This is a genomic window from Flavobacterium ammonificans (assembly GCF_020886115.1).
GTDB lineage: Bacteria > Bacteroidota > Bacteroidia > Flavobacteriales > Flavobacteriaceae > Flavobacterium > Flavobacterium ammonificans.
The window spans coordinates 2205602-2228185 of the sequence record NZ_AP025185.1 but is presented as its reverse complement, the minus strand read 5'-3'; the positions used below and the strand labels follow the sequence as shown (position 1 = coordinate 2228185).

The 22584-nt window shown below is 30.8% G+C and carries 23 protein-coding genes; 8 read left to right on the top strand and 15 right to left on the bottom strand.

Features of this window, described 5'->3' with window-relative positions; genetic code table 11:
* Window positions 1-14: 14 nt before the first annotated feature.
* Window positions 15-1073 (bottom strand): nucleoid-associated protein, encoded by a 1059-nt coding sequence (locus LPC20_RS09890; RefSeq protein WP_229324968.1) that lies wholly within the window; start codon window positions 1071-1073, stop codon window positions 15-17.
* 106 nt (window positions 1074-1179) lie between these two features.
* The gene (locus LPC20_RS09885; RefSeq protein WP_229324966.1) at window positions 1180-1719 is read right to left on the bottom strand and encodes a plasmid pRiA4b ORF-3 family protein; all 540 of its coding nucleotides are present in this window, start codon (window positions 1717-1719) and stop codon (window positions 1180-1182) included.
* Between the two features lie 287 nt (window positions 1720-2006).
* Between LPC20_RS09885 and LPC20_RS09880 the strand changes: the two genes are divergently transcribed.
* The 3 genes from LPC20_RS09880 to LPC20_RS09870 are packed head-to-tail and all read left to right on the top strand — an operon-like array spanning window position 2007 to window position 4486.
* Window positions 2007-3341 (top strand): 2TM domain-containing protein, encoded by a 1335-nt coding sequence (locus LPC20_RS09880; protein ID WP_229324964.1) that lies wholly within the window; start codon window positions 2007-2009, stop codon window positions 3339-3341.
* Window positions 3342-3361: 20 nt separating this feature from the next.
* A complete protein-coding gene (locus LPC20_RS09875) occupies window positions 3362-3679 on the top strand; it encodes a 2TM domain-containing protein (protein ID WP_229324962.1) in 318 nt (105 codons plus the stop codon).
* Between the two features lie 51 nt (window positions 3680-3730).
* Window positions 3731-4486: a LytR/AlgR family response regulator transcription factor gene (locus tag LPC20_RS09870; protein WP_229324960.1), complete on the top strand. Its 756-nt coding sequence runs from the start codon at window positions 3731-3733 to the stop codon at window positions 4484-4486.
* Here LPC20_RS09870 and LPC20_RS09865 read toward each other — a convergent pair.
* The 12 genes from LPC20_RS09865 to LPC20_RS09810 all read right to left on the bottom strand — a co-directional run bounded on the left by LPC20_RS09865 (window position 4483) and on the right by LPC20_RS09810 (window position 17503).
* Window positions 4483-5253, bottom strand: coding sequence for a CDP-alcohol phosphatidyltransferase family protein (locus LPC20_RS09865; RefSeq protein ID WP_229324958.1), 771 nt, complete (start codon window positions 5251-5253; stop codon window positions 4483-4485). The two genes, LPC20_RS09870 and LPC20_RS09865, sit on opposite strands and share 4 nt — an antisense overlap.
* Before the next feature lie 28 nt (window positions 5254-5281).
* The gene (locus tag LPC20_RS09860) at window positions 5282-6310 is read right to left on the bottom strand and encodes a COX15/CtaA family protein (protein WP_229324956.1); all 1029 of its coding nucleotides are present in this window, start codon (window positions 6308-6310) and stop codon (window positions 5282-5284) included.
* A gap of 60 nt (window positions 6311-6370) precedes the next feature.
* Complete coding sequence (locus tag LPC20_RS09855; RefSeq protein ID WP_229324954.1) at window positions 6371-7795, bottom strand: CCA tRNA nucleotidyltransferase; 1425 nt, start codon at window positions 7793-7795, stop codon at window positions 6371-6373.
* Between the two features lie 65 nt (window positions 7796-7860).
* The gene (locus LPC20_RS09850) at window positions 7861-8244 is read right to left on the bottom strand and encodes a GxxExxY protein (protein ID WP_229324952.1); all 384 of its coding nucleotides are present in this window, start codon (window positions 8242-8244) and stop codon (window positions 7861-7863) included.
* Between the two features lie 41 nt (window positions 8245-8285).
* A complete protein-coding gene (locus LPC20_RS09845) occupies window positions 8286-8852 on the bottom strand; it encodes an L-threonylcarbamoyladenylate synthase (protein ID WP_229324950.1) in 567 nt (188 codons plus the stop codon).
* 64 nt (window positions 8853-8916) lie between these two features.
* Window positions 8917-10518, bottom strand: coding sequence for a capsule assembly Wzi family protein (locus tag LPC20_RS09840; RefSeq protein WP_229324948.1), 1602 nt, complete (start codon window positions 10516-10518; stop codon window positions 8917-8919).
* A gap of 18 nt (window positions 10519-10536) precedes the next feature.
* Window positions 10537-11529: a glycosyltransferase family 2 protein gene (locus LPC20_RS09835; protein ID WP_229324946.1), complete on the bottom strand. Its 993-nt coding sequence runs from the start codon at window positions 11527-11529 to the stop codon at window positions 10537-10539.
* Window positions 11530-11565: 36 nt separating this feature from the next.
* On the bottom strand, window positions 11566-12558 hold the full coding sequence (locus LPC20_RS09830; protein ID WP_229324944.1) for a glycosyltransferase family 2 protein: 993 nt from the start codon (window positions 12556-12558) through the stop codon (window positions 11566-11568).
* Window positions 12558-13673, bottom strand: coding sequence for a glycosyltransferase family 4 protein (locus tag LPC20_RS09825; RefSeq protein WP_229324942.1), 1116 nt, complete (start codon window positions 13671-13673; stop codon window positions 12558-12560). The genes LPC20_RS09830 and LPC20_RS09825 overlap by 1 nt, the downstream gene beginning before the upstream one ends.
* A 101-nt stretch (window positions 13674-13774) precedes the next feature.
* Window positions 13775-14752, bottom strand: a complete 978-nt coding sequence (locus LPC20_RS09820) for a glycosyltransferase family 2 protein (protein WP_229324940.1) — start codon at window positions 14750-14752, stop codon at window positions 13775-13777.
* A 12-nt stretch (window positions 14753-14764) separates the two neighbouring features.
* Window positions 14765-15580, bottom strand: coding sequence for a 2,3,4,5-tetrahydropyridine-2,6-dicarboxylate N-succinyltransferase (locus LPC20_RS09815; protein ID WP_229324938.1), 816 nt, complete (start codon window positions 15578-15580; stop codon window positions 14765-14767).
* Window positions 15581-17503 carry an acyltransferase family protein gene (locus LPC20_RS09810; protein WP_229324936.1) on the bottom strand — a complete coding sequence of 641 codons (1923 nt, stop codon included), beginning with the start codon at window positions 17501-17503 and terminating at the stop codon, window positions 15581-15583.
* A 400-nt stretch (window positions 17504-17903) separates the two neighbouring features.
* Between LPC20_RS09810 and ruvX the strand changes: the two genes are divergently transcribed.
* From ruvX to LPC20_RS09785, 5 genes are all read left to right on the top strand, one after another.
* On the top strand, window positions 17904-18320 hold the full coding sequence (gene ruvX, locus LPC20_RS09805) for a Holliday junction resolvase RuvX (protein WP_229324933.1): 417 nt from the start codon (window positions 17904-17906) through the stop codon (window positions 18318-18320).
* Window positions 18321-18450: 130 nt separating this feature from the next.
* On the top strand, window positions 18451-19038 hold the full coding sequence (gene def / locus LPC20_RS09800; RefSeq protein WP_229324931.1) for a peptide deformylase: 588 nt from the start codon (window positions 18451-18453) through the stop codon (window positions 19036-19038).
* 19 nt (window positions 19039-19057) lie between these two features.
* Entirely contained in the window at window positions 19058-19516 is a 459-nt protein-coding gene (locus LPC20_RS09795) for a DUF5606 family protein (RefSeq protein WP_229324929.1), read from the top strand.
* An 84-nt stretch (window positions 19517-19600) separates the two neighbouring features.
* Window positions 19601-20374: a nucleoside triphosphate pyrophosphohydrolase gene (gene mazG / locus LPC20_RS09790; RefSeq protein ID WP_229324927.1), complete on the top strand. Its 774-nt coding sequence runs from the start codon at window positions 19601-19603 to the stop codon at window positions 20372-20374.
* Window positions 20375-20383: 9 nt separating this feature from the next.
* A complete protein-coding gene (locus tag LPC20_RS09785) occupies window positions 20384-21256 on the top strand; it encodes a DMT family transporter (RefSeq protein ID WP_229324925.1) in 873 nt (290 codons plus the stop codon).
* Here the strand turns inward: LPC20_RS09785 and LPC20_RS09780 are convergent.
* Window positions 21237-22550, bottom strand: coding sequence for a hypothetical protein (locus tag LPC20_RS09780; protein WP_229324923.1), 1314 nt, complete (start codon window positions 22548-22550; stop codon window positions 21237-21239). The two genes, LPC20_RS09785 and LPC20_RS09780, sit on opposite strands and share 20 nt — an antisense overlap.
* Between the last annotated feature and the right edge of the window lie 34 nt (window positions 22551-22584).

Sequence of the window (22584 nt, the reverse complement as noted above, 5' to 3'; positions counted from 1 at the left end):
TTGGGGATTTTATTTTAATTTTTCTCTTCTTTATTGAAGTAAACTAAGTAGTAGTACATTTGTTTTTCTTCGTCCCAACCTTTTTCTACAAATTTCTCGGCGCTTTCAGGGTTAATAAAATCCATTTTGATTTGGATGTGTGTGTCTAAATTAATCACGTTCTTGATTGACTTTCTAGCATCAGAAACTGCTGCATTGGCAATAGGGAAGGTGGTAATGTCTTCAATACTGTATTTATCTCCCTTATCTACTTTATAATTTTTAAATTCAGGAATCAAATCAGGATTGTCTAATACTTCGTTGAGGAAATTAGTTTCTTCAAACTGGTCGTTTTTTGCAAAATAATTCACAGAACGATTCATAAACATCACTTCTTCTTTTTTGTCTTCAGCAGGGAAAACCACGTCTTTGGCAAAGCCTTGACAGAACTTTAAATATTTTTTAGTGATGAAATTTTCGTCTTCAAAAGCATCTACAGATAAGAAATGTTCTAACCAATAACGGGCATCGTAACGGTTACTATCTACCGTTAGTATTTTATATCCTTCCTCTTTTTTGTAATTGAAAATCAAACAACCTTTGTCTAATTTATTCAAACTTACCCCGTGTTGTAAAATCATTTCAAGGTGAGTATCTTTTTCTTCAAATTGCAAAAAGTCAGCTTGTATTTCGCTTTTAAATATCCCAATGGCATCGACCACATTGTTGTCAATAGCTAGGTTTGTTAAATAAGTAACATATACTTCGCCATTTTTGATGTGTGGATGATTCGATTGTTCAAATAAATGTTTGGTGATTTGTTTTGAAACCTCATGTACATTAGATGGATTCTCGAATATTTGAGAAGCGAATTTGTACATTTCGTTGTAATCCAAATCTACTTCGTGCGCAAACTGAAAATAATTTTCTTCTTTCTCTCTGAAAGGCTTGAAGAAAAATTCTTTGATCAAAGGAACAATTTCATCGTTTAGATTGAATGGTTGTTCTGATAAAAAAATAGCTTCGTTACGGCTCTTATTTCCTACACGATGTATAGAAAGGGAGTCGATATGGGTATTGAATAAGTTAATCATTTTAATTTAATGTTTAAGAGTGTAATAGGTTAGTAGTTTACTAAGTTGATGCGTTTAAAAGTTTTGTTTTTTTAAACTTTTAACCATGTACCTTTTAACCCTTTTTTTAATTCCAATTTTCTTCGTATCCGAAATCTTCAAAGCTGTCGTCTCCTTCAAACATATCTAGATCGTCTTCGTCTAAATCGTCTTCAAATTCGCCATAAATATCATCGTTCATATCGGCTTCAAAGTTTTTTTCAATAGCTTCATCAGGCATTTCACCATGAGAAAAAAGCGTTTCAGGATATAGCGCTCCTGCTTGTGGTTCTTCAACTGCAGCTAATTCTACTAAGAAAGTCCACATATTGATAAAGTCATATACGTAGATAATTTTAGTATTTTGTTTGTCTAAAAGATCGACTAATTTATAATCGCTCATGATGGTTTGTTCTCCAGGAACATCACCTGCGTCAAACATCGGAATTTCATCTTCTTGATTCCAAGTATCATCACAAGTATAAAAAGAAGCCACTTCCATTCCGTCAAATCCAAATGAATTGAAGATAGCGTTGTGTAAATCTTCTAAAGTGTCTTCGGCAAGGATAGCAATATCTCTAAAAATATCTTCTTCTGCGTCTAGAATTACTCTGAATTTATAAACCATAATCATTGTTTTTATAGAAAGTTCAAAGGTAAATTATTAATTATGACTCGAGCAAAATAAATCAAATTTATTTTTTTGAATTAATGAATTTCATTTACTCTAAATTAGTTTCTTTACAATTCATCTCAGTTTTTTGACAATTCAGTTTATCTTATTTTTATAGTCGGATTCTTTGAACCAAATTTGTCTCATCAAAAAAAAAATAGAAAGTTATGATTCGAATAGTCATTTATATAACCCTAAGTTTGATTGCTTTTTTGCAACAACTTTTATTTTAATCTAAAAGTATGATTGATAAATTAATTAAAGAATTTCCTAGAGCTTTTGTAATTTCAAATTTAGTATTTATTGTACTGTTACTAATTAAATTTGTGACTGGAGCCGTAATTGAATTTAATTATAGTTTACTAGAATTTTACAGCTACACCAATCTGTATAGTTTGAGTTTGTACTTTGCTAATGCCAGTTTATTCATTTTCTTAGATGATAAATTTGCTAACGATCGCTTTTCTTTAAAAAGAATAATTTGGGGTTTTATTCTTTCACTTATAATCTCAATAGCAATTATTTTTTTGCTTCGAATTATTGAAGATGTATTAATTGAAGGAAAGAGTTGGAGTGTTTTCATAAGTAACGAGACTAGGTACAATTATTTTGTTTCCTTTTTTATGACTTTTATTGTTACTCTTCTTTTTCATGTTTTTTATATTTATAAATCATTTCAAGAAAATAAAGTCAACCAACAAAAAATCATTGCTACTACTGCCAATGCGCAATTTGAAAGTTTAAAAAATCAAATTGACCCTCATTTTCTATTCAATAGCCTCAATGTGTTGAGTTCATTGATTGAAGAGAATCCTTCAACTGCTCAAAAATTTACGACTTCCTTGTCTAAAATTTACCGCTATGTGTTGGAACAAAAAGACAAAGAGTTAGTAGCAGTTTCTGAAGAATTGGCTTTTGCCAAAATCTATATGCAATTATTGGAAATGCGTTTTGAGAACAGTATTTCCTATGAATTACCCGAAAGCACCAACGAAGATGCTAAAGTAGTACCATTGTCCTTGCAGCTATTGTTAGAGAACTGCATCAAACACAATGTGGTGAGCAGTTCAAAGCCTCTACATATTAAAATTAGTGTCGAAGACAATCAATTGGTGGTTGAAAACAATTGGCAAAAGAAAGAAGTTCTTTCGGACGGAAAAGGAGTTGGATTGCAAAACATTGTGAATCGTTATGCCTTATTAACGGAACGACAAGTTACAATTATTCAAAATGAAAAATTATTTAAAGTCTATTTACCTATATTAACCAAACAGATTACCATGATGAGAACTAGTCAATTTAACGAAGAAAATAATGCGTATTTACGTGCTAAAAAGCGAGTTGATGAATTAAAAGGGTTTTACGGAAACTTAACTTCCTACTGTATTGTAATACCCTCCCTTGCTTTGATTAATTATATTACTTATTGGGATCACAAATGGTTTATTTATCCCATGTTAGGATGGGGACTGGGAGTTACTTTTCATGCCATTGGCGTTTTTGGATATGGAAAGTCCTGGGAAGAACGAAAAATACAGGAAATAATCAATAAAGATAAATCTAACAGTTGGGAATAATTTTAAAAGAAACAATTACGATGGAAAATACTAATTTAGATCAAATCCGTTATGAAGAGGCGGTAAAAAAAGTAAAAAAATTAAAAGGGTTTTATACACACGCTTTAGTGTATGTGGTAATTAATATTATGGTTATAATTGCTAACGTTCAGAATTATGAACCGGGAGAAAGTTTTTTTCAATTCAAGACTTTTATGACTGCATTTTTCTGGGGAATAGGTTTGTTGGCTCATGCTATGGGAACCTTTATTCCTTATTTCATTCTAGGTAAAGATTGGGAAGAGCGTAAAATAAAAGAGTTAATGGAAAAAGAAAGAAATGTAAATAAGTGGGAGTAATATCATATTGATTAATCAATAACGAATGTTGAATTTTGAAATGTATTTGCAATGAATATTATCATCATCGAAGACGAAAAACCTGCAGCCAGATTATTGCAGCGTAAAATTGAAAAATTAGAATTGCAGGTGAATACATTGTTGCATTCTGTAGAGGAATCAATGAATTGGTTTCAAAATAATTCGCATCCGGATTTGATTTTTTTGGATATCCAATTGTCGGATGGTTTGTCGTTTGAAATTTTTGAACAAATCAATATCAAAAGTGCTGTGATTTTTACCACCGCTTATGATGAATATGCATTACGTGCTTTTAAATTGAATAGTATTGATTATCTATTGAAACCGATAGATGAAGAGGAATTGGCTACTGCAATTGCAAAGTTCAAGAATCAATTTCAGCAGCACAATATTAATTCCTTAGATTTTGAAGCCATCAAACGGATGTTAGTAAATCCTGTTTCGAAGGATTATAGAAAACGTTTTTCAGTTAAAATAGGCCAACAACTCAAAGTAATTGATGTCGCTGAAATCGAATGTTTGTATAGCGAAAACAAAGGCACTTACATCCACACTATAGATAATCGCGATTATTTGATTGATAGTAGTTTGGAAGTAGTGGAAACGGAATTGAATCCGAAAGATTTTTTCCGCATCAATAGAAAATTTATTATCCCGATGCAGTCTGTAAAAGAGATTCAGGTATATTCCAATTCGAGATTAAAAATTAGCCTACCAACTTACAAAGTCGATGAAGTAATTGTTGCTCGAGAACGCGTTTCTGATTTTAAGGAATGGTTGGGTTAGTTGAAATAGGTTTTCCGAATCCCAATCAAAATAAATATCAAGATAGAATACGCAATAAAAAAAGGAATAATCCATTCGATTTGACCTAATGGTAAAAGCACTGCGATAATTAGTAATTGAAATCCTAATCCATACAAGGAAACTAAGGTCATAAACCAATTGGGCAAGGTTTTTACCTTATAGGCATCGCTGTCTAAGGCATGAATAATTTTATCAAAACCGCCATAAACTATAGTATAGATTTTGAATAAAATATTGACTGATTTTTGAGTTTCTCCAGGTAAAGCTCTCGGTGTTTTGTATTCAAATACCTTACTAGTTGTATCACCACCAACCGATTTATTTCTCAGAATCACATAGTAGTAGTTGTACAAAGTACCTTGCAATTGAATGCAAAAAAATGCAATTAAAGTAAGCCAAAATGAAGTTTGAGATACATAACAAATCGTCATTAAAAACAGAAAATTTAAAATAATGTCAAACACACTATCAAGGTACCTACCAACATAGGAGGGCGTGTTTTTTAAACGAGCTAATTCACCATCGGCTGCGTCTATTCCAGACTTTAAAACAATAAAAAAGCCCGCCCATACATAGCTTCGGTTAAAAATACAATACATCGCGATTAGTCCAGTAATGCCAAACAATAATGTGACATGAATAGGAGTAAAGCGCGTATTTTTTAAGCTATTGGCAAGAAATTTTCCAAAAGGTCTTCCGTAATCTGATAAATCTAAAAATTTATCTTGAGCGGCTAGTTTAGACATTGATTATGGTTAAGACGATATTGTGACATTATAGTCGGTTATAATTGTTTGTTTTTTTGAAGTTTTCCAAAACTAAATAGAATTGTAAGCCAAATAAAAGGGTAGCCATTACGATATGAATCGTTTGAGATCCGAATGGGAAATTAAAATAATACATCGCAATTCCAGAAAGAATTTCAATGCAAAGAAGTCCTATTACCCAATTCATTTTAGTAAATCCTAATTCTAGTTTTCTATTTCTCCAAAACAAAAAAGCATTGGCACAAACCACTAAAATTGAAAAACTTCGGTGAGTATAGAAACCTCCTTTAGGATTTTGCAACCAAACCTCTTTAGGTAAACCTGATTCTACAACAGTATCTACAGATTCTCTAACTTGCGTTCCAAAAATGACTTGTAGGATGGTTAAAACCAATGTTATTAATAAAACCCATTTGAATTCTGTATCCAACGATTTTATTTTTTGCTTTTCTTGGACGGAATATATCACATACAATTGCACCGCGACAATCACTAAAGCAGCCAACATATGAGTTGTTATTTTATATGGATTCAAAACGGAATCAACTACTGTTTTACCTAACCAGGCTTGGAAGCCCATTAAAAAACAGATCAACAGATTTAAGAACACTAACTTTTTGTTTTCTTTCCAAAAACCGAAAGAAAATACCAAAGCAATAAGACACGCAATTCCGGCTAAGGCTCCAACTAATCTATTGAGGTATTCTACCCAAGTGTGAAATGGATTAAATACAGCATAATCATGTTTGGTATATTTTACCCAATGTGTACTTTCAAAATTGGTTGGGGCAGTAAAATCATCTTTAGCAACTAAAAGACCTTCGTTTTTAATAATAACTTGTCCTTTTGAATATTCTTTGCCAACAGTATAAAGTAATTCTTTTTCTTCAGTAGGAGGTATGTAATATCCAAAGCATTTTGGCCAATCGGGACAACCCATTCCTGAGCCCGTCATTCGTACCAATGCTCCCGCAAGAATTACTAGATAGACTAGAATTAAAGCTATTTTAGCCGATTTTGGAAAATATTTTTTCATTAATTTTTTTGCAAATCTATTTTAATATTTTTATTTCAAAACTGGAACAAAAGTTAATCTTTACTTATTATTTTTCACTTTTAATCCTAATTTTTCAGCTCTTTTCAATACAAAATTATAAGCAGCATGGTATTCGTTTGGAATTTCTCCTTCTAAAATAGCTTCTTTTACAGCTTCTTTCAAAACACCAATTTCGCGCGACGGTTGTAAGTCAAAAATCGCCATAATTTCTTCACCAGAAATGGGAGGTTGAAAATTACGAACGTGATCTCGAGTTTCTACCTCAATAATTTTCTTTCTAACTAAGTCAAAATTATTATGGTATTTTTTGAATTTTGCTGGGTTCTTTGTTGTAATGTCCGCTTCGCAAAGTGTCATTAAATCATCTACATCTTCGCCTGCATCAAAAACTAATCTTCTCACAGCTGAATCGGTTACAATTTCGTTAGCCAAAACAATTGGTCGGGAACTCATCATGACCATTTTTTGTACAAATTTCATTTTTTGGTTCAACGGCATGTGTAATCTTTCAAAGATTTTCTTTACCATTTTTCCGCCTAAAAATTCATGACCGTGAAAAGTCCAACCTTGTTTTTTGTTAAAACGTTTGGTTGGTGCTTTACCAATATCGTGCAATAAAGCCGACCAACGCAACCATACATCATCTGTATTTGGACAAATATTGTCTACTACTTCCAAAGTATGATAAAAATTATTTTTGTGCGTATGACCTTCAATTTCCTCAACTTGATTCAGTGCGGTCAGTTCAGGTAAAATAATATCCAAAAGTCCTGTTTTATATAACAATAAAAATCCAACAGAAGGTTTTTCGGCAGATAAGATTTTATTTAGTTCGTCAACGATTCGTTCGCCAGAAATAATTTTAATGCGTTCTGCATTTTTCTTGATTGAATCTAGTGAATTTTCTTCAATTTCAAAACCCAACTGGGTTGCAAATCGAATGGCACGCATCATTCGCAACGGATCGTCAGAGTAGGTAATGTCCGGATCAAGAGGTGTTTTTATGGTTTTGTTTTCCAAATCCAAAACCCCATTAAACGGATCGACTAAATCGCCAAACGTATTTTTGTTTAAGGATAACGCTAAAGCATTTATTGTAAAATCGCGACGGTTTTGGTCATCTTCTAATGTGCCATTTTCAACAACGGGATTTCTACTTTCAAAATGATAGGATTCTTTTCGAGCACCTACAAATTCAATTTCGGTATCTTCAAAACGAAGCATAGCTGTCCCGTAGTTTTTGAATACTTGTACTTTTGGTTTTTTTGGAAGCAATTCAGATACTTTTAAAGCCAATTCGATTCCGCTACCCACAGCTACAATATCGATGTCTTTTTTAAATTTTCTTCCTAGAAGTAAATCCCTAACAAATCCGCCAATAACGTAGCTTTCTACATTAAGTTCAACTGAAGCCTTGGATATGACTTCAAAAATTGTATTATGTAAGGCCGATTTGTAGTTCATTTATTTTACCCCTGCAGGATTATGGAATGGTTTATGTAATTCATTTTTTACCGCAAATTCGCAAATTAATATTTAGATTGTACAATTCTTTTGTATTCTAGTGATATAAGATTAAAATTTGCTAGAATTGCTAATTCAAATTTGGCTATTTTTAAATAATTTAAACATTGATTATAATGGCTATTATTGAAGCAATCGACTGTTTTAATTTCAAGAATTATTTTGTCAAAAACTACAAAATCAGCATAAAATTTATGTTTTAAAGTTGTATTTTTATAATTTACAGTAAATTCTTTTTCCCTTACAAAAGGAATATTATGTTGAGTAAATTCGTATTCGAGAGCGTCTTTATAAACAATCTCTGAAAATCCTTTACCAAGATTCTTATGAACTTCATAAAGAATACCTACAATTTTGTAGCTTTCTTCTTTGTGTAAATAATCACCCATAAATAATAGATTATAATTTGCGAATTTGCGGTAAAACTTAATTACTTTCTAATCACTTTTACCTGTGCATCATTTGTCAATTTTATAATTGTAGATGGCTTACCGGCAATTTTTTCGTGGTGCAAATTTACAACATAGTCTACACCTTTTATAATTTCGGGACTGATTTCTTTAAATGATTTAGGAGTCGGTTGCCCCGATATATTGGCTGAGGTAGAAACTAATGGTTTTTTCATGCGCTCCATTAATTTGAAACAAAAAGGTTCTTTAACAATTCGTATGCCTAAGGTTTGATCTGACGCAATTAAATTAGAAGCTACATTTCTTGGATTATCAAGAACTAAAGTCGTAGGATTTTCGGACAAATCTAAAATTTGCCATGCCACCTCCGGAATTTCTTTGAACACATTGTACATCATTTTCTCACCATTCATCAGGCAAATCATACTCTGGGTTTCAGTTCTTTTTTTGAGTTGGTAAACTTTAGCTACCGCCTCAGGATTTGTAGCATCACAACCAATCCCCCATACCGTATCGGTAGGGTAAAGAATAATTCCTCCGTTTTTTATAACTTCAAAAGCGTTGTGGATTTCTTGATTGATGTCCATTAAGGTATTATAATATATTAGATTGTTTTAACTTAAAAATACTTTTCAATTATGTTAAATATGTTTACAGTTGGTACTGAAGTGATAACTGTATTTGGAAGTTATTTTTATTATTAGGAATTTGCCATTGGTAATTTCTCACTACACTATGGGTAAATCGTCCATTGAATCCAAATTTTTTAATTTGCTTAAATACATACACATTAAAGTTTAAATCTACCCATCTGCGATTGTATTCTCCAATAGAATAATCAGTATATACATCATGAGAAAAATCAAGATTATGAGAATATCTTTCCACTTGAAATCCGAATACATCTGTTTTTTTCCATAAACTGATATCTAAAGTTTGCGCATTACTTCCTGGACCTATTCCAGCTCCAATTACTTGGCTCATATGAGTATAGCCGTGTAATACCGATCCATGTTGGTACCAAGCTCCGGCTGGTCTAGCAATTCGAGAAGCGCTTTGTTGAAGTAAGGTATTTTCAAAATTGAATTTAAGATATTTATTTAGCCCAGATTCTAAAGTAAATATTTTACCTAAACCAAAAGTATATGCCCTAGCATGTGATGGATCTTGGAGCAAATCCCAAAAATCTTGTTTATGATCGTTCCAACCATTTTCAAAATAAATCTCTGCCTTAGACTCTTTGAACACCCATCTTAAAAATAGTGAGGCTATTTGATCTCTATTTTTTCCATCTTCATCTGTTACATTCTTTTTTTGAAATGGAGAAATTACAGGGAAATAGTCAGCAAACCCTTTTCCTAAATCATTATTATATAATTGAAATACTCTATTTAATCCAAGATACAAACCTGGAATCCATTTGGGTTGGTAGTTTAAGGTTAATCCTGATAAATAGCGCCATTCTTTGGACTTTAAAACTTTGTGGTTTACACCATTAACCATATAAAATTCTGCTGGAATATCTAAGCCTGACTCAACAAGCCTGCCAGAGATAAGTTGCCATTCAAAGGAACCTATTGGTGTGGAGATAGGTTTAACTGAATTAAAAGTAAAATGAATAAAACCTGGAGCATTATTGCTCATAATTAAAGAATTGTATTTACCTGGACCCCACCATAAGTTTTCATTTGATATCCCAATATTCACTTTCCCGATTCTATAATTCAAAGCGCTCTGTCCCCAAAATATTTTTTTGTAGGGGCTAGAACCTAATCTGTCCGGAATGTCGTAGGTATTTAAATATCTGATATAGTTTAATCTAACGGAACTATTTATGTAGTCGGGAAAAATTTCAAAAGGTAAATTCTCAGCATTTACATATTCTGGATTAAATTGAAAACTTAAATTTTTATAACTCACAAAAAATCCCGCACTAAATTTCATTTGATAGCCTTTTGAAGGAATCATAACCCCATCATTTCTTCCAAGTGGAAGTAATGAATTGTACTGTTGAACGAGAGAGACTGGAAGAATTTTAAAATTAAATTGGTTTGTTTTTTGGGAGTTTTGAGTAGAATCAGATTTTCGTAGTAATGGTCTTATCGTAAATGAACTGTTGTCTACATTAAAATTTAAAAGTTGTTCATTTCGTAAACGTTCGTCCATATAATCAATGGAACCTACAGGTATTGATTGAGCAGTTAAACTAATTGAAAATAAAAATAGAACGAATTGGAATAGGATTTTTTTCATGAATTTAATAATGGTAGATTACAATACTTTTTTCTTTCTGAATAGGAATTTTGAAACTTTTCTAAGCTTGTAGCGATACCAGCTATTTTCTCTTAATTTTTTTTCAGCTTTGTTATAAAGTTTAAGGTTTTCTTGTGCGATTGCATTAAAATCTACGGGTGATTTTTTGTCTTTATAAAAAATGGCAAGAGTGTTAAATTTCTTATAACAATTATAATAAATACGACTAATTCTTCTACATTGTGTAAAACTATTTGGTAGGTATTGATTTGTAATTTGTAAGGTATAAATAAGGTGTGGATGAGGAACTATCACATCGTCTAATTTTTTTCTTCCAATACCAATCTGTTGACTTGTATGGATTCTATATGAGATAAGATTTTCATTAATATAGTCTAAACTATTTCTAGAGGCCAAAATTAAAGCAATCCATTCGTCGTGAAAAAACTTCTTTTTTGTTAAATCTGGAAATGGTAAAATAATATCTCGTATTGATTTTTTTATACATAATGTTGCCCCAGTAACCATATTAGCATGGTGTTTAAGTAAACATAATAAATCAATGGGCTTATCTAAATTTTTTTCAAAAAAATAGAAAGTATCCCACATATTAGTATTTGGAAAAATTTCACCATCATCATCAATTAAGTTTCCATTAGTAAAAATTCCTTCCAAAGATTCATTTGCTTCAAATTTCGTAATTATTTTTTCTACTTTATAGAAGTCCCAAATATCATCCTGATCTGCTAAGAATATATAATCACCTGTACAATGTGAAATTGCATTTTCAAAATTCTTAGTGCTTCTAAGGTTTTCTTTGTTTTGATACAGTTGGATTAAACCAGGATATTTATTTATATAGTCATTAATGATTTCTATGGTATTATCTGTAGAACAGTCATCACAAATAATAATTTCATTAACTGGTCTAGATTGTTCAATGATACTGTTTAATTGATCTTTAATAAATCTTGAACCATTATAGGTACACATAGCTACAGATAATGCCATTATTTACATTTTAAGTTACGAAATGATTTAAATCAATTAAATCCATTTAATTGATTTGTTTTTCAATGAATTTTTAAAAATACTTAAAATATCATCAATACCAATAGTAATATTTAATTCAAGTTGTATTTTTTTTATTTTGGTTATGGATTCTTGTATTTTCTTTTTGTTTTTTAAGAAATCAATTAGACTATAAATAATCCAAAACTCTCCTTTAATTAAGTGCCACAATAGAGTAGAAGTAAATAACTGAGAATACCATATTTTTTTTCTAAACCCATTTAAATGGATAGCGTGTAATATAAAACTATTTCTATAATAAATCCGGTTAACTAGATTTGACTTGTTTAGATTTTTAGTAGTAGCACTTACTTTATGAAAACAAATTGACTGATGCTCGTAATACAGTTTCCATCCCATCTTCCATGCTCGTAATCCTAAATCAAAATCTTCAAAATAAAATGGAGAATATATCTCATCAAAGCCATTTAATGATTTCAATTTTTGATTACATATTAATGCATTTGCCCCAGATAAGTAGGTTGTGAATACTTTTTCAGAAGAATTGGTTGAGTAGTAAAATTTAGTTGCTTTAAGTTTGACTCCTTTAAATCTTGGAAATCGAGCATGATCTTCAGTTTTAAGACTCTCATAATTTTTGATCTGTCCCATTACTCCAAAAGTCTCATTCATTTCGAAATACTTTAATTGCTGTTCAAAATAGTCAATAGAAAGTTTTACATCAGAATTCACTAAAAAAACAAGATCTTTTTTAGCTATTTCAATCCCTCTATTGCAAGTGAAAGAAAAACCTCTGTTGATTTTATTTTCAACCAATATAATTGAAGGAAAATGATTTTTTATATAATCAACAGAATTATCAGTCGATTGATCATCTACAAGAATGAATTCGTATTCAATATTCGAAAAGGTGAGCGCCTCAATAATTGAAGGGATAAATTCTTCAAGCAATTCTCTACCATTAAAATTTGGCAAAATGACAGATACTGTTTTTTTTGAAGTTTTCACTACAACAAAGATTTATAAACATTGTAAACATTAGCAGCAATAAGTTCATCATTGAATTTTTGAACATAATCATAGCCTTTGTTTGCCATTTCGGCTCTTAATTCGTGATTGTTTAACAACAGTTGGATTGAATTCTTGATCTCTTCAATATTGTTTGAGTCAATATATAAGGTGCTTTGGCCACCAGATTCATGAAAAACGCCCCCTTTTGTTGTGATTACGGGGGTTTTAGAGTATAATGATTCTATTATTGGAATACCAAAACCTTCATATAAAGATGGATAAATAAATAAAGTAGCGAGTTGGTAAATGATTGCTAATTCTTCAACATCAACATCATTTAGAAATAGAATTTTATGTTCTATATTATTTTCTACAATGTAATCTTCAACTTTTTTCTTGTATGGTGTTTGATTACCAATAATTACAAGAGATATGTCAATATCTTTTATTGCTTTGACAGCTGATAAAACATTCTTTCTACATTCAACAGTACCAACATTTAAAATAAAATTAACCGGTAAGTTGTATTTCTCAATTACTGTTTCTTTTTGTTTAGTTGAATAATCTTTTTTAAAAGCAGGATTACACCCTTGATAGATCACTTTTATTTTATCCGATGGAACATTAAAATATTTAATCAAATCAATTTTAGTTTGCTCGCTTATTGCGATAACTATATCAGCTTCACGTGTAGATTTTCCAAATTTATAGAAATAAATTACCCTGTCCCAAAATGGATAAAATTGGGGTAATCTCATGAAAATTAGATCATGAACGGTTACAATACTTTTAATTTTAGTTTGCTTAAGTCCTCTCGGTATTTCTCCGGATAGTCCATGAAACAAAATAATTTCATCGGTTACTAAATCTTTTACAACTCCTTTTTGTCTCCAGATGTTATAGAACCTTGAATAAAAATTTGAATTAGGTTTTTTTTCAAAAACACTACTATTATTTGTTTTAAAAAGATTTTTGTTTGTTGGAATTGGATTATATAAAAAATACTTGTTTTCAGGAAAGTATTGACTAAGAATCCTCACCAAATCACGGCTGTAATTGCCCAGACCAGTTCTGTTGTGAAATATTCTTTTTGCCTCAAAACCTATATTCATTTCAAAAATTTTAGATTGGGATTTTTTGTAATTATAATGGGATAATTATATAATAGATTAATTAAACATTCAAAAGTAAGTTTTTTCTCTAAATAGACATCCTATTTTTGTAAGTATTTTACTGATCGAGGGCTAATCCATGTTTTTTTTGAAATTGCATTAATATAATATTTTATTAAATTAATAAAAATAAAAATATTCACTTTTAACTTTGGGATGTAAAAGAAAATTAATCCCAGTATTGCCAAGGTTAATTTTTCAAATAGCAGTGAGGTTACTAATAAACTTTGAATCAAATGCTTTGTTATTCCTGATTTATGTTCACTAAAATAAACATGTTTAGAAATAAGTACTTCAGTTTTAGTTAGCGCCTTAGTCTTTATGTTTATTCTGGTTGAACCACCATGTTTATGAAATATATTTGTGGTTCGAATTAAACAAATTTCTCCATTATTTTCTTTTATTTTCTTGCACAAATCAACGTCTTCAAAATACAACCAGTATTTTTCAGTCCATCCATTTACACTTGCAAACCATTCCTTACTAATGAAAACTGCTGCTCCAGTAACCCAGTCTGGAAAAACGATTTCTTTGTGAAAATTAAACTTATTATTAAGGTGAAAGTAATTTACAATTCTATAAATGACTCTTGAATATCCAAAAAGCGTAAAGAATGAAGGGAAAAATCTTATTTCCGTATATTTTCCATAATTTTCATTGGTCTGACGACAACTAACTATACCATAGTTAGAATTCTCATTAGAAGTTTTCCAAAGTTTAAAAACGGCGTCTTCGTTAATTACTGTGTCTGGATTTAAAAAGAACAAATACTTTCCTTTAGCTATAGAGGCTCCTAAATTACATCCATTAGCAAATCCATTGTTTCCACTATTCTCAATAAACGTAACAGTTGGAAACAATTGTTTGAATTCATTTATTTTATAATCATTAGATTCGTTATCTACGACAATTGTTTCTAATGTAAATCGATCACTATTGATAGCAATAATTGATTGGAGGCAATTATTTAATTCGCTCCAACTTTTGTAATTTACAATAATAATCGAAATATCAATCATTTGAATTTTAATTTAAACCGCTACGTCGTATTCTCTCAACGCATTATTCAATGAAGTTTTTAAATCTGTTGAAGGTTTACGAGTGCCAATTATTAAAGCACAAGGCACTTGGTATTCTCCAGCAGCAAATTGTTTGGTATAACTTCCTGGGATCACAACAGAACGCGCAGGAACAAAACCTTTCATTTCTATTGGTTTCTCTCCAGTTACGTCAATAATTTTTGTTGAAGCAGTTAAACATACATTGGCTCCAAGAACAGCTTCTATACCTACGTGAACTCCTTCTACAACGATACAACGTGAACCAATAAATGCACCGTCTTCAATAATTACTGGTGCGGCTTGTAAAGGTTCTAACACCCCACCAATTCCTACACCTCCGCTTAAGTGAACATCTTTACCAATTTGAGCACAGCTTCCTACTGTCGCCCAGGTATCCACCATAGTTCCTTCGTCAACATAGGCGCCAATATTCACATAACTTGGCATCATGATCACACCACTTGAAATGAAAGAACCATAACGAGCAGAAGCTCCTGGTACAACACGAACACCTTTTTCAGCATAGTCTCTTTTCAATTCCATTTTATCGTGGTACTCAAAAATTCCAGCTTCCAAAGTTTCCATTTTTTGAATAGGAAAATACATTACGACCGCTTTCTTTACCCATTCGTTTACTTGCCAACCGTCTCCTTTTGGTTCGGCGACACGTAATTTTCCAGCATCTAATAATTCGATAACTTCTCTGATGGCATCAGTTGTAGCAGTTTCTTGTAATAAAGCTCTATCTTCCCAAGCTTGTTCGATTGTTGTTTGTAATTGGTTCATTTATTTGGTTTTATTTAATGCTTTCAAAGGGTTATTTTTTTTTGATAAATATTCTTTTCCTAATAACATTGCGCCACTAGTATTTAAGTGATCTGAATTTCTGTATACAATGGTATTATTTAATTGTATATTACAATAATTTCCTTCACAAATCATTTCATTTAAATCAATTATTAAAATTGATGGGAATAGTTTTTTTATTTTATAAATAATATAATCTTTCGGTCTTTGGTATTTTTTAAATGAAAAATTTCTTTCGTCAAAGCTAACAGGAATTCCTGACTTTACTAATTTTGCACGATGAAGATTCATTTCTGTTGTAGCTCTTAACGCGTCAAAAATAATTATTTTTTTCCCGTCTTTTAACAAATTCCTCAAAGTTTCTATAGTATTCAAGTATGTCATCTTATTTTTTTGTTCAGACAAGCTTTCCCAATTAGCAGCTATAAATATATTTTTGAACTTTTTTGCGTAATTAATTCTGTCTACTGCATATTTTTCAGAAAAAAGTGGAGTTCCGTCTTCATTCAATCGATTCATCAAAGGATATCCCCCTGCGGCAGTGTCATGTATATATAATCCGGCATCTTTAGCTAATACATCTAAAAATGCTGCAGTATGATTAGCAAATGAGTCTCCAATTAGTAATCCATCTAAAGTATCTTTTTTAATTCCCAAATAACATTCATCACAATTACCTAATTTAAATTTGTCAAAGCATTGTTTTCTGACAACATTTGGATAATTTTTTTTGGGATTAAATTCTGAGAGTTTTTGAAATCGATCAGGAAATCCATCTTTAGCATCAATAACACCATAAATAATTGCGATTGTAAGCAAAGAGGGCGCTAATATGATTAGAATTGTTTTTCGAAAATTGAAAGTATATTGAACTCTAAAAGGTTGTTCAACGTACTTCCAAGAAAGAAAAGAGAGAATGAATATCAAAACAAGTGCTAAAAGTTTAATTGTTGTACTGAAATCAATCCCTAAATATTTTATTAGTACAAAAACGGGCCAGTGCCACAGGTACAAGGAATAGGATATCAAGCCGACAAAAACAAATAGTTTATTTTGAATTAACATATTTACTACACCTCTTTTTTCTTCGTTTTTACCCGAAAAAATTAAAAAAGTTGTGCCTAAACAAGGTAAAAATGCATTTAATCCGGGAAACAAACTAGACTTATTAAGGAAAGATGCTGGGACTAAAATCAGTATTAATCCGATAATAGATAGGGAATGATTTTTAAAATTGCTTAACTCGGGTAATTTTGACCATGAGACCGCAAGACATGCTCCCATTAGAAGTTCAAAAAGTCGAGCAGGTAGAAGAAAATAAGCCATTCTTGGATTAACATTGGTTTGGTATATTGAAAATAACAATCCAAAGACAAAAAGTAAAATTAGAAATAGCAGTCGAACATTTAAACTTAATTTTTTGTGAAGAAAAAGAAGCAATAATGGAAATATAAAATAAAATTGTTCTTCAATTGAAAGTGACCAAGTATGAAGAAATGGAATTAAATCAGAGTTTTCGGAAAAATAATCTCCAGAATTGACATACAAATGAAAATTATTTGTACTAATCATAGTGTGAATAAGTGTTCTAGAGTAAGCTTCTAAATTATTTGAAAATAAAATAAAACTAGCGGGTATTGTAACAACTAACATAACAAATACCAATACGGGAATAATTCGACGTATACGTCTTAAATAGAATGTTTTAAATGAGAATTTTTGCTCTTTAATTTCGTAATCTATAAGTGAAGTAATTAAAAAGCCAGAAAGAACAAAAAAAACATCTACACCGATAAAACCACCCGGCAGAAAAGAAAAACCTGCATGGTAAATGATTACTAAAATGATAGCGATTGCTCTCAAGCCATCAATATCTGGGCGATATGGGATTTTTAAATTCATTTGAGGTTTTTAATTAGATATAACGGCAAATTCTTCAAATGCAAATATACTATTTACATGTTTTTAGCAGCCAATACACATGTAAAATGTTTTATATTTGTAAATAAACGTATTAATTACCTCATACATTTGATTGTAAGACACAGCTGTTCATAAAAAAAACATTCGTATTTGTATAGCGGTACCGTTAGAAGTAATTATCATTAAGTGTGATATTTCAAAAAAAATCAACATAATTAATCGTTGGAAAATTAAACTATTTAGAGTTAAATCAGGAAGTTTAAATTTATAAGTGACGTTAAAGGATATGGGCTTTTTTTCATCTTATTATAAAATGAAATCATGCAATTATAATTTGATGTTATATTTGCCAATTTAATCAATAGAAAACATACAATTAATGCCCAGAATACTAGCGATAGATTACGGACAAAAGCGAACAGGAATTGCAGTAACTGATGAGCTACAAATCATTGCCTCAGGTTTAACAACTATTCCTTCTGCAACAGCAATTACTTTTTTGAAAGATTATTTTGAAAAAGAAAAAGTAGAAGCGGTGCTTATTGGCGAACCAAAGCAAATGAATGGACTACCATCTGAAAGCGCGTCAATTATTAAAGGATTTGTAACTCATTTTAGCAATCATTTTCCTGAAATGAAAGTGATTCGAGTAGATGAAAGGTTTACTTCTAAGATGGCATTTCAATCAATGATAGATAGTGGCCTAAGTAAAAAGAAACGCCAAGATAAAGCTTTGATTGACGAAATTTCAGCCACGATTATGCTTCAAGATTATTTGACTAGAAAAATGTTTTAATCCATTTAAATTCAATTGTTAAAGAATTTAATTAGTTAAATAGTAGTATTTAGCATGCTATTTTCACTACTTTTGCCAACAATTTTTTTCAAAAAATATTTAAACCGCTAAATTTTAATATAGAGCCACAATGATTTTACCAATAATAGGTTACGGTGATCCTGTTTTAAGAAAAGTAGCTGATGCTATTGTGCCTAGTCATCCAAATTTAAAAGAGATAATTGCAAATATGTATGACACTATGTACAATGCGCATGGAGTTGGACTGGCTGCACCTCAGGTTGGTTTACCAATACGTTTATTTATAATTGATACTACTCCATTTAGTGATGATGAAGATTTATCTGAAGAAGATCAAAAAAAAATGAACGGTTTCAAGCGTACTTTTATTAATGCTAAAATTCTTAAGGAGGAAGGGGAAGAATGGAGTTTTAACGAAGGTTGTTTGAGCATACCAGATGTAAGAGAAGACGTATATAGAAATCCTGTAGTAACAATTGAATACTGTGAAGAGGATTTTGTAATGAAAACAGAAGTTTTCGATGGTTTAATTGCAAGAGTAATTCAGCACGAATACGATCATATAGAAGGAATTTTATTTACCGATAAAATTTCGTCTTTGAAAAAACGTTTGATTCAAAAAAAATTAAAAAACATTATCGAAGGAAAGACTTTTCAAGAATACCGAATGAAGTTTTTTGGTAAAAAGGGAAGATAATTAAATAAAATATTATAAAATGAATATCGAAAAAATACTTGCTATTTCTGGGAAACCAGGTTTATACGAATTGAAAATTCAAACTCGTACAGGTTTTGTTGCCGAATCTTTATTGGACGGAAAAAAAATCACTGTTGATTTAAAGGCTAATGTAAGTTTGTTATCTGAGATTTCAGTATATACCTATGAAGCTGAAACGCCTTTGGCTGAAATATTAAATAGTATTTCTAAAAAAGAAAAAAATGGGCCTGCAATTTCTCATAAAGAAGATCCAGCTACTTTAGCCGCTTATTTTAAAGAAATCTTACCGGATTACGATGAAGAGAGAGTTTATGGGTCTGATATTAAAAAAATTATCAATTGGTATAATATGTTGCAAGCTAAAGGTTTGGTAAATGATGAAGCGCCTAAAGCATCAAGCAAAGAAGAATCAGTTACGGAAGAAAAACCTAAAAAAGCAAAAGCTTCAAAAGCATAATTTTTTGTTTTAAACAGTATTAAATCCTGCTGAGATCAATTTCTTAGCAGGATTTTTTTATTTTTACCAAAACCAATTTTTACCATGAATTCAAGAGAATCACAACTTCAGGCTTTCGACAGATTGTTAACCATTATGGACGAATTGCGCGAGCAATGCCCTTGGGATAAAAAACAAACCATACAAAGTCTGCGTCACCTTACTATTGAAGAGACTTATGAGTTGGGCGATGCAATTTTAGAGAATGATCTAGATGAGGTCAAAAAGGAATTGGGCGATTTGTTATTGCACATTGTTTTTTATGCTAAAATTGGAAGCGAAACGCAAGATTTTGATATGGCTGATGTATGCAATTCCATTTGTGAAAAGTTGATTCATCGTCATCCTCATATTTACGGAGATGTTGAGGTGAAAGATGAAGAAGAGGTGAAGCAAAATTGGGAAAAACTAAAACTAAAAGAAGGAAAAAAATCCGTTTTAGAAGGAGTTCCAAAAGGCTTACCGGCATTGGTAAAAGCGAGCCGAATTCAAGATAAAGTAAAAGGTGTTGGTTTTGATTGGGAAGAACCCCATCAAGTTTGGGATAAAGTCCAAGAGGAATTGGAAGAACTACAGGTTGAAATAGCCGCTGGAAATCAAGATAAAATAGAAGCTGAATTTGGAGATGTACTCTTTTCAATGATTAACTACGCCCGCTTTTTAAATATCAATCCCGAGGATGCTTTGGAACGAACCAATAAAAAATTCATTTCCCGTTTTCAATATTTAGAAAGCAAAGCAACTGAATTAGGAAAACCATTGATGGATATGACTTTGGCAGAGATGGATGTGTTTTGGAACGAGGCGAAGAAAATGTAAAATCAAACTATGATATATTTAATTATTTCAATTGTATTTTATTCATTAAACAACCTGCTCTGGAAAAAAGTTTTACAGCAAGCGAATAGTTGGTTAGTTATGTCCTTAAGGGCACTATTAACTAGTTTTATAGGAGTGGGAGTACTTATTTTTTATTCTCCCGGAATACTATATGAAATTGATTTTAATTCGGTTTGCAGAGTTACAATAGCATCTTTACTTGGTGCTTTTGGATTGATTTGTATGTTATCGGCTCTCCAAAAAGGGACATTAAGACAATTAGGAATATTTAATCTTTTGACAATTGCGTTTACGGTACTCTACCTTTTTCTTTTTGAAAAATTTAATTTTTTAGATTTTCTGTCTGGAGCAAGTATAATTATAGTAGGATTTAGCATTTACATTTTTCAAATACAAAAACAGCCTTCAGAAGAATCCAACATCAAGACTATAATTTATTTTATTTTAATGTCGCTATTCTTTGCATCATCTGAATTGGTACATTGGTATAATTTCAAACAATCAATTCCACCACTATTTTCAGTAGTCAATCAAGAAATAATTGTTTTTTTGGTGGGTGGTATCGGATTGATAATGCAACCTAAATCAGTAAAAATACAATGGTCACAATCGATTGTAAAATCAGGTTATCTTATAGTAATAATGGCTGTATTTATTTTTGCAGCCGTTTGGACTGGTTTTTTAGGATTGAAAATTACTAATCCACTTTTAGCGTCACTTTTCCCATTGGCAACTCCTATTTTAACAATTCTATTTGGCGCAATATTTTTTAAAGAAAAATGGAATAAAATAATGGGTTTCGCTCTTGTATTAATTGCAATTGGAGCCTATGTGTTACATATTAACTTAAATCAGATGTAATCAAGTAGTGTTTCAAGAAATCAACTGAAAATCGTTTGAATCCAGTTTGATCAACAATTGATTCATATTCAGTTTGAATTTCATTTAGTTTTTCTTCATTTAAAGATAAGGCGATTGCTAATTGATACTTGGCAAGTAGATAAAAAAGCTTTATATAATCAGAATACGAAAGACTGAATTTAGACAAATCAATTAAATCAAAACCAATTTTAGCTTCTTTAATTTTATTTTCCCTAATTAAGTGTAATGTTTGAGTCAATAAAATCATTGCTTGAGATGGGTAACCACTCCAATTTTCAATAGTTAAGAGTTCTTCATAGTAATTTTGAATTAAGAATGTAGTTTTTTCAAAATCTTTTAGGAACAGTAATGCTGGAAAAATTTCAATGGTAAATAAATTAACTTGGCCCGATTGATTGATTTTTTTTAATAAATCTTTCCAAGTTTGTTCATATTTAATTTCATCATTTCGTTTGTTAAAATAGAGTAAGTTGTAGGCATAACAACGTCCTTGTAAAACAGAAAAAAAGTCAGGTCGAATCCTATTTAATTCGATAGGAATTAAATTAGTACCATAAGATAAATAATGATTGTAATTTAAAATTAAATCGTAAAACAAAGCTTCATGACTTTCGACTTGAGCATATTTTTTTGCTTCTTTAATGAAACTTCCATAATAGCCGTTAAAGTAGGAGTAATCAACAAACCAATGCAGTATATTTTCTCTAAATATTTTATTTGGGGTTATTTTTTGTATAATTTGGTTGATTTCCTTTTTGTCTAAACTTCTAAACAATAAACAGATGTTAGCTGCAAGTTTAAGTTGGTTAGCTTCGTCAAATTGGAATATTCTTTTGTCAAAAAATTGATTAAGTACGTTGTGTTTTTTTTTATAAACGAACGTTTTAATTATTGAAGCAATCTTAATATGGTAGTCATCCGTTTTTTGTTGTCTTTCAAGCCATTCAAGATCTTCTTTCGTTATCGAATCACTTAATTCTATTTTTATAGTTTGAGTCCATACAAACCAATCCTCGTCTCTTAAATACTCTTTTTGGTAGGCACTATAATTTTTGTAACCCACAAAAACACTAAGTGTATTTAAGGTTTTACTATTTGGAGTTGTACTTTTTAGAAAACCAAAAAATCGTCGAAGTGTATTGAAACCAATTTTTTTTTTGGTTTCCCATTCTATTGCTTCTTGAGCCATTTTTAACTCCGAAAGTTTTTTTATTCGAAATCCAATTTGTTTCTCAACATCGATTCGTAATTGATTGTAATTGTCGGAATTCATGAGTGCGAAGTATTATGGGCTAACAATGGGCTAA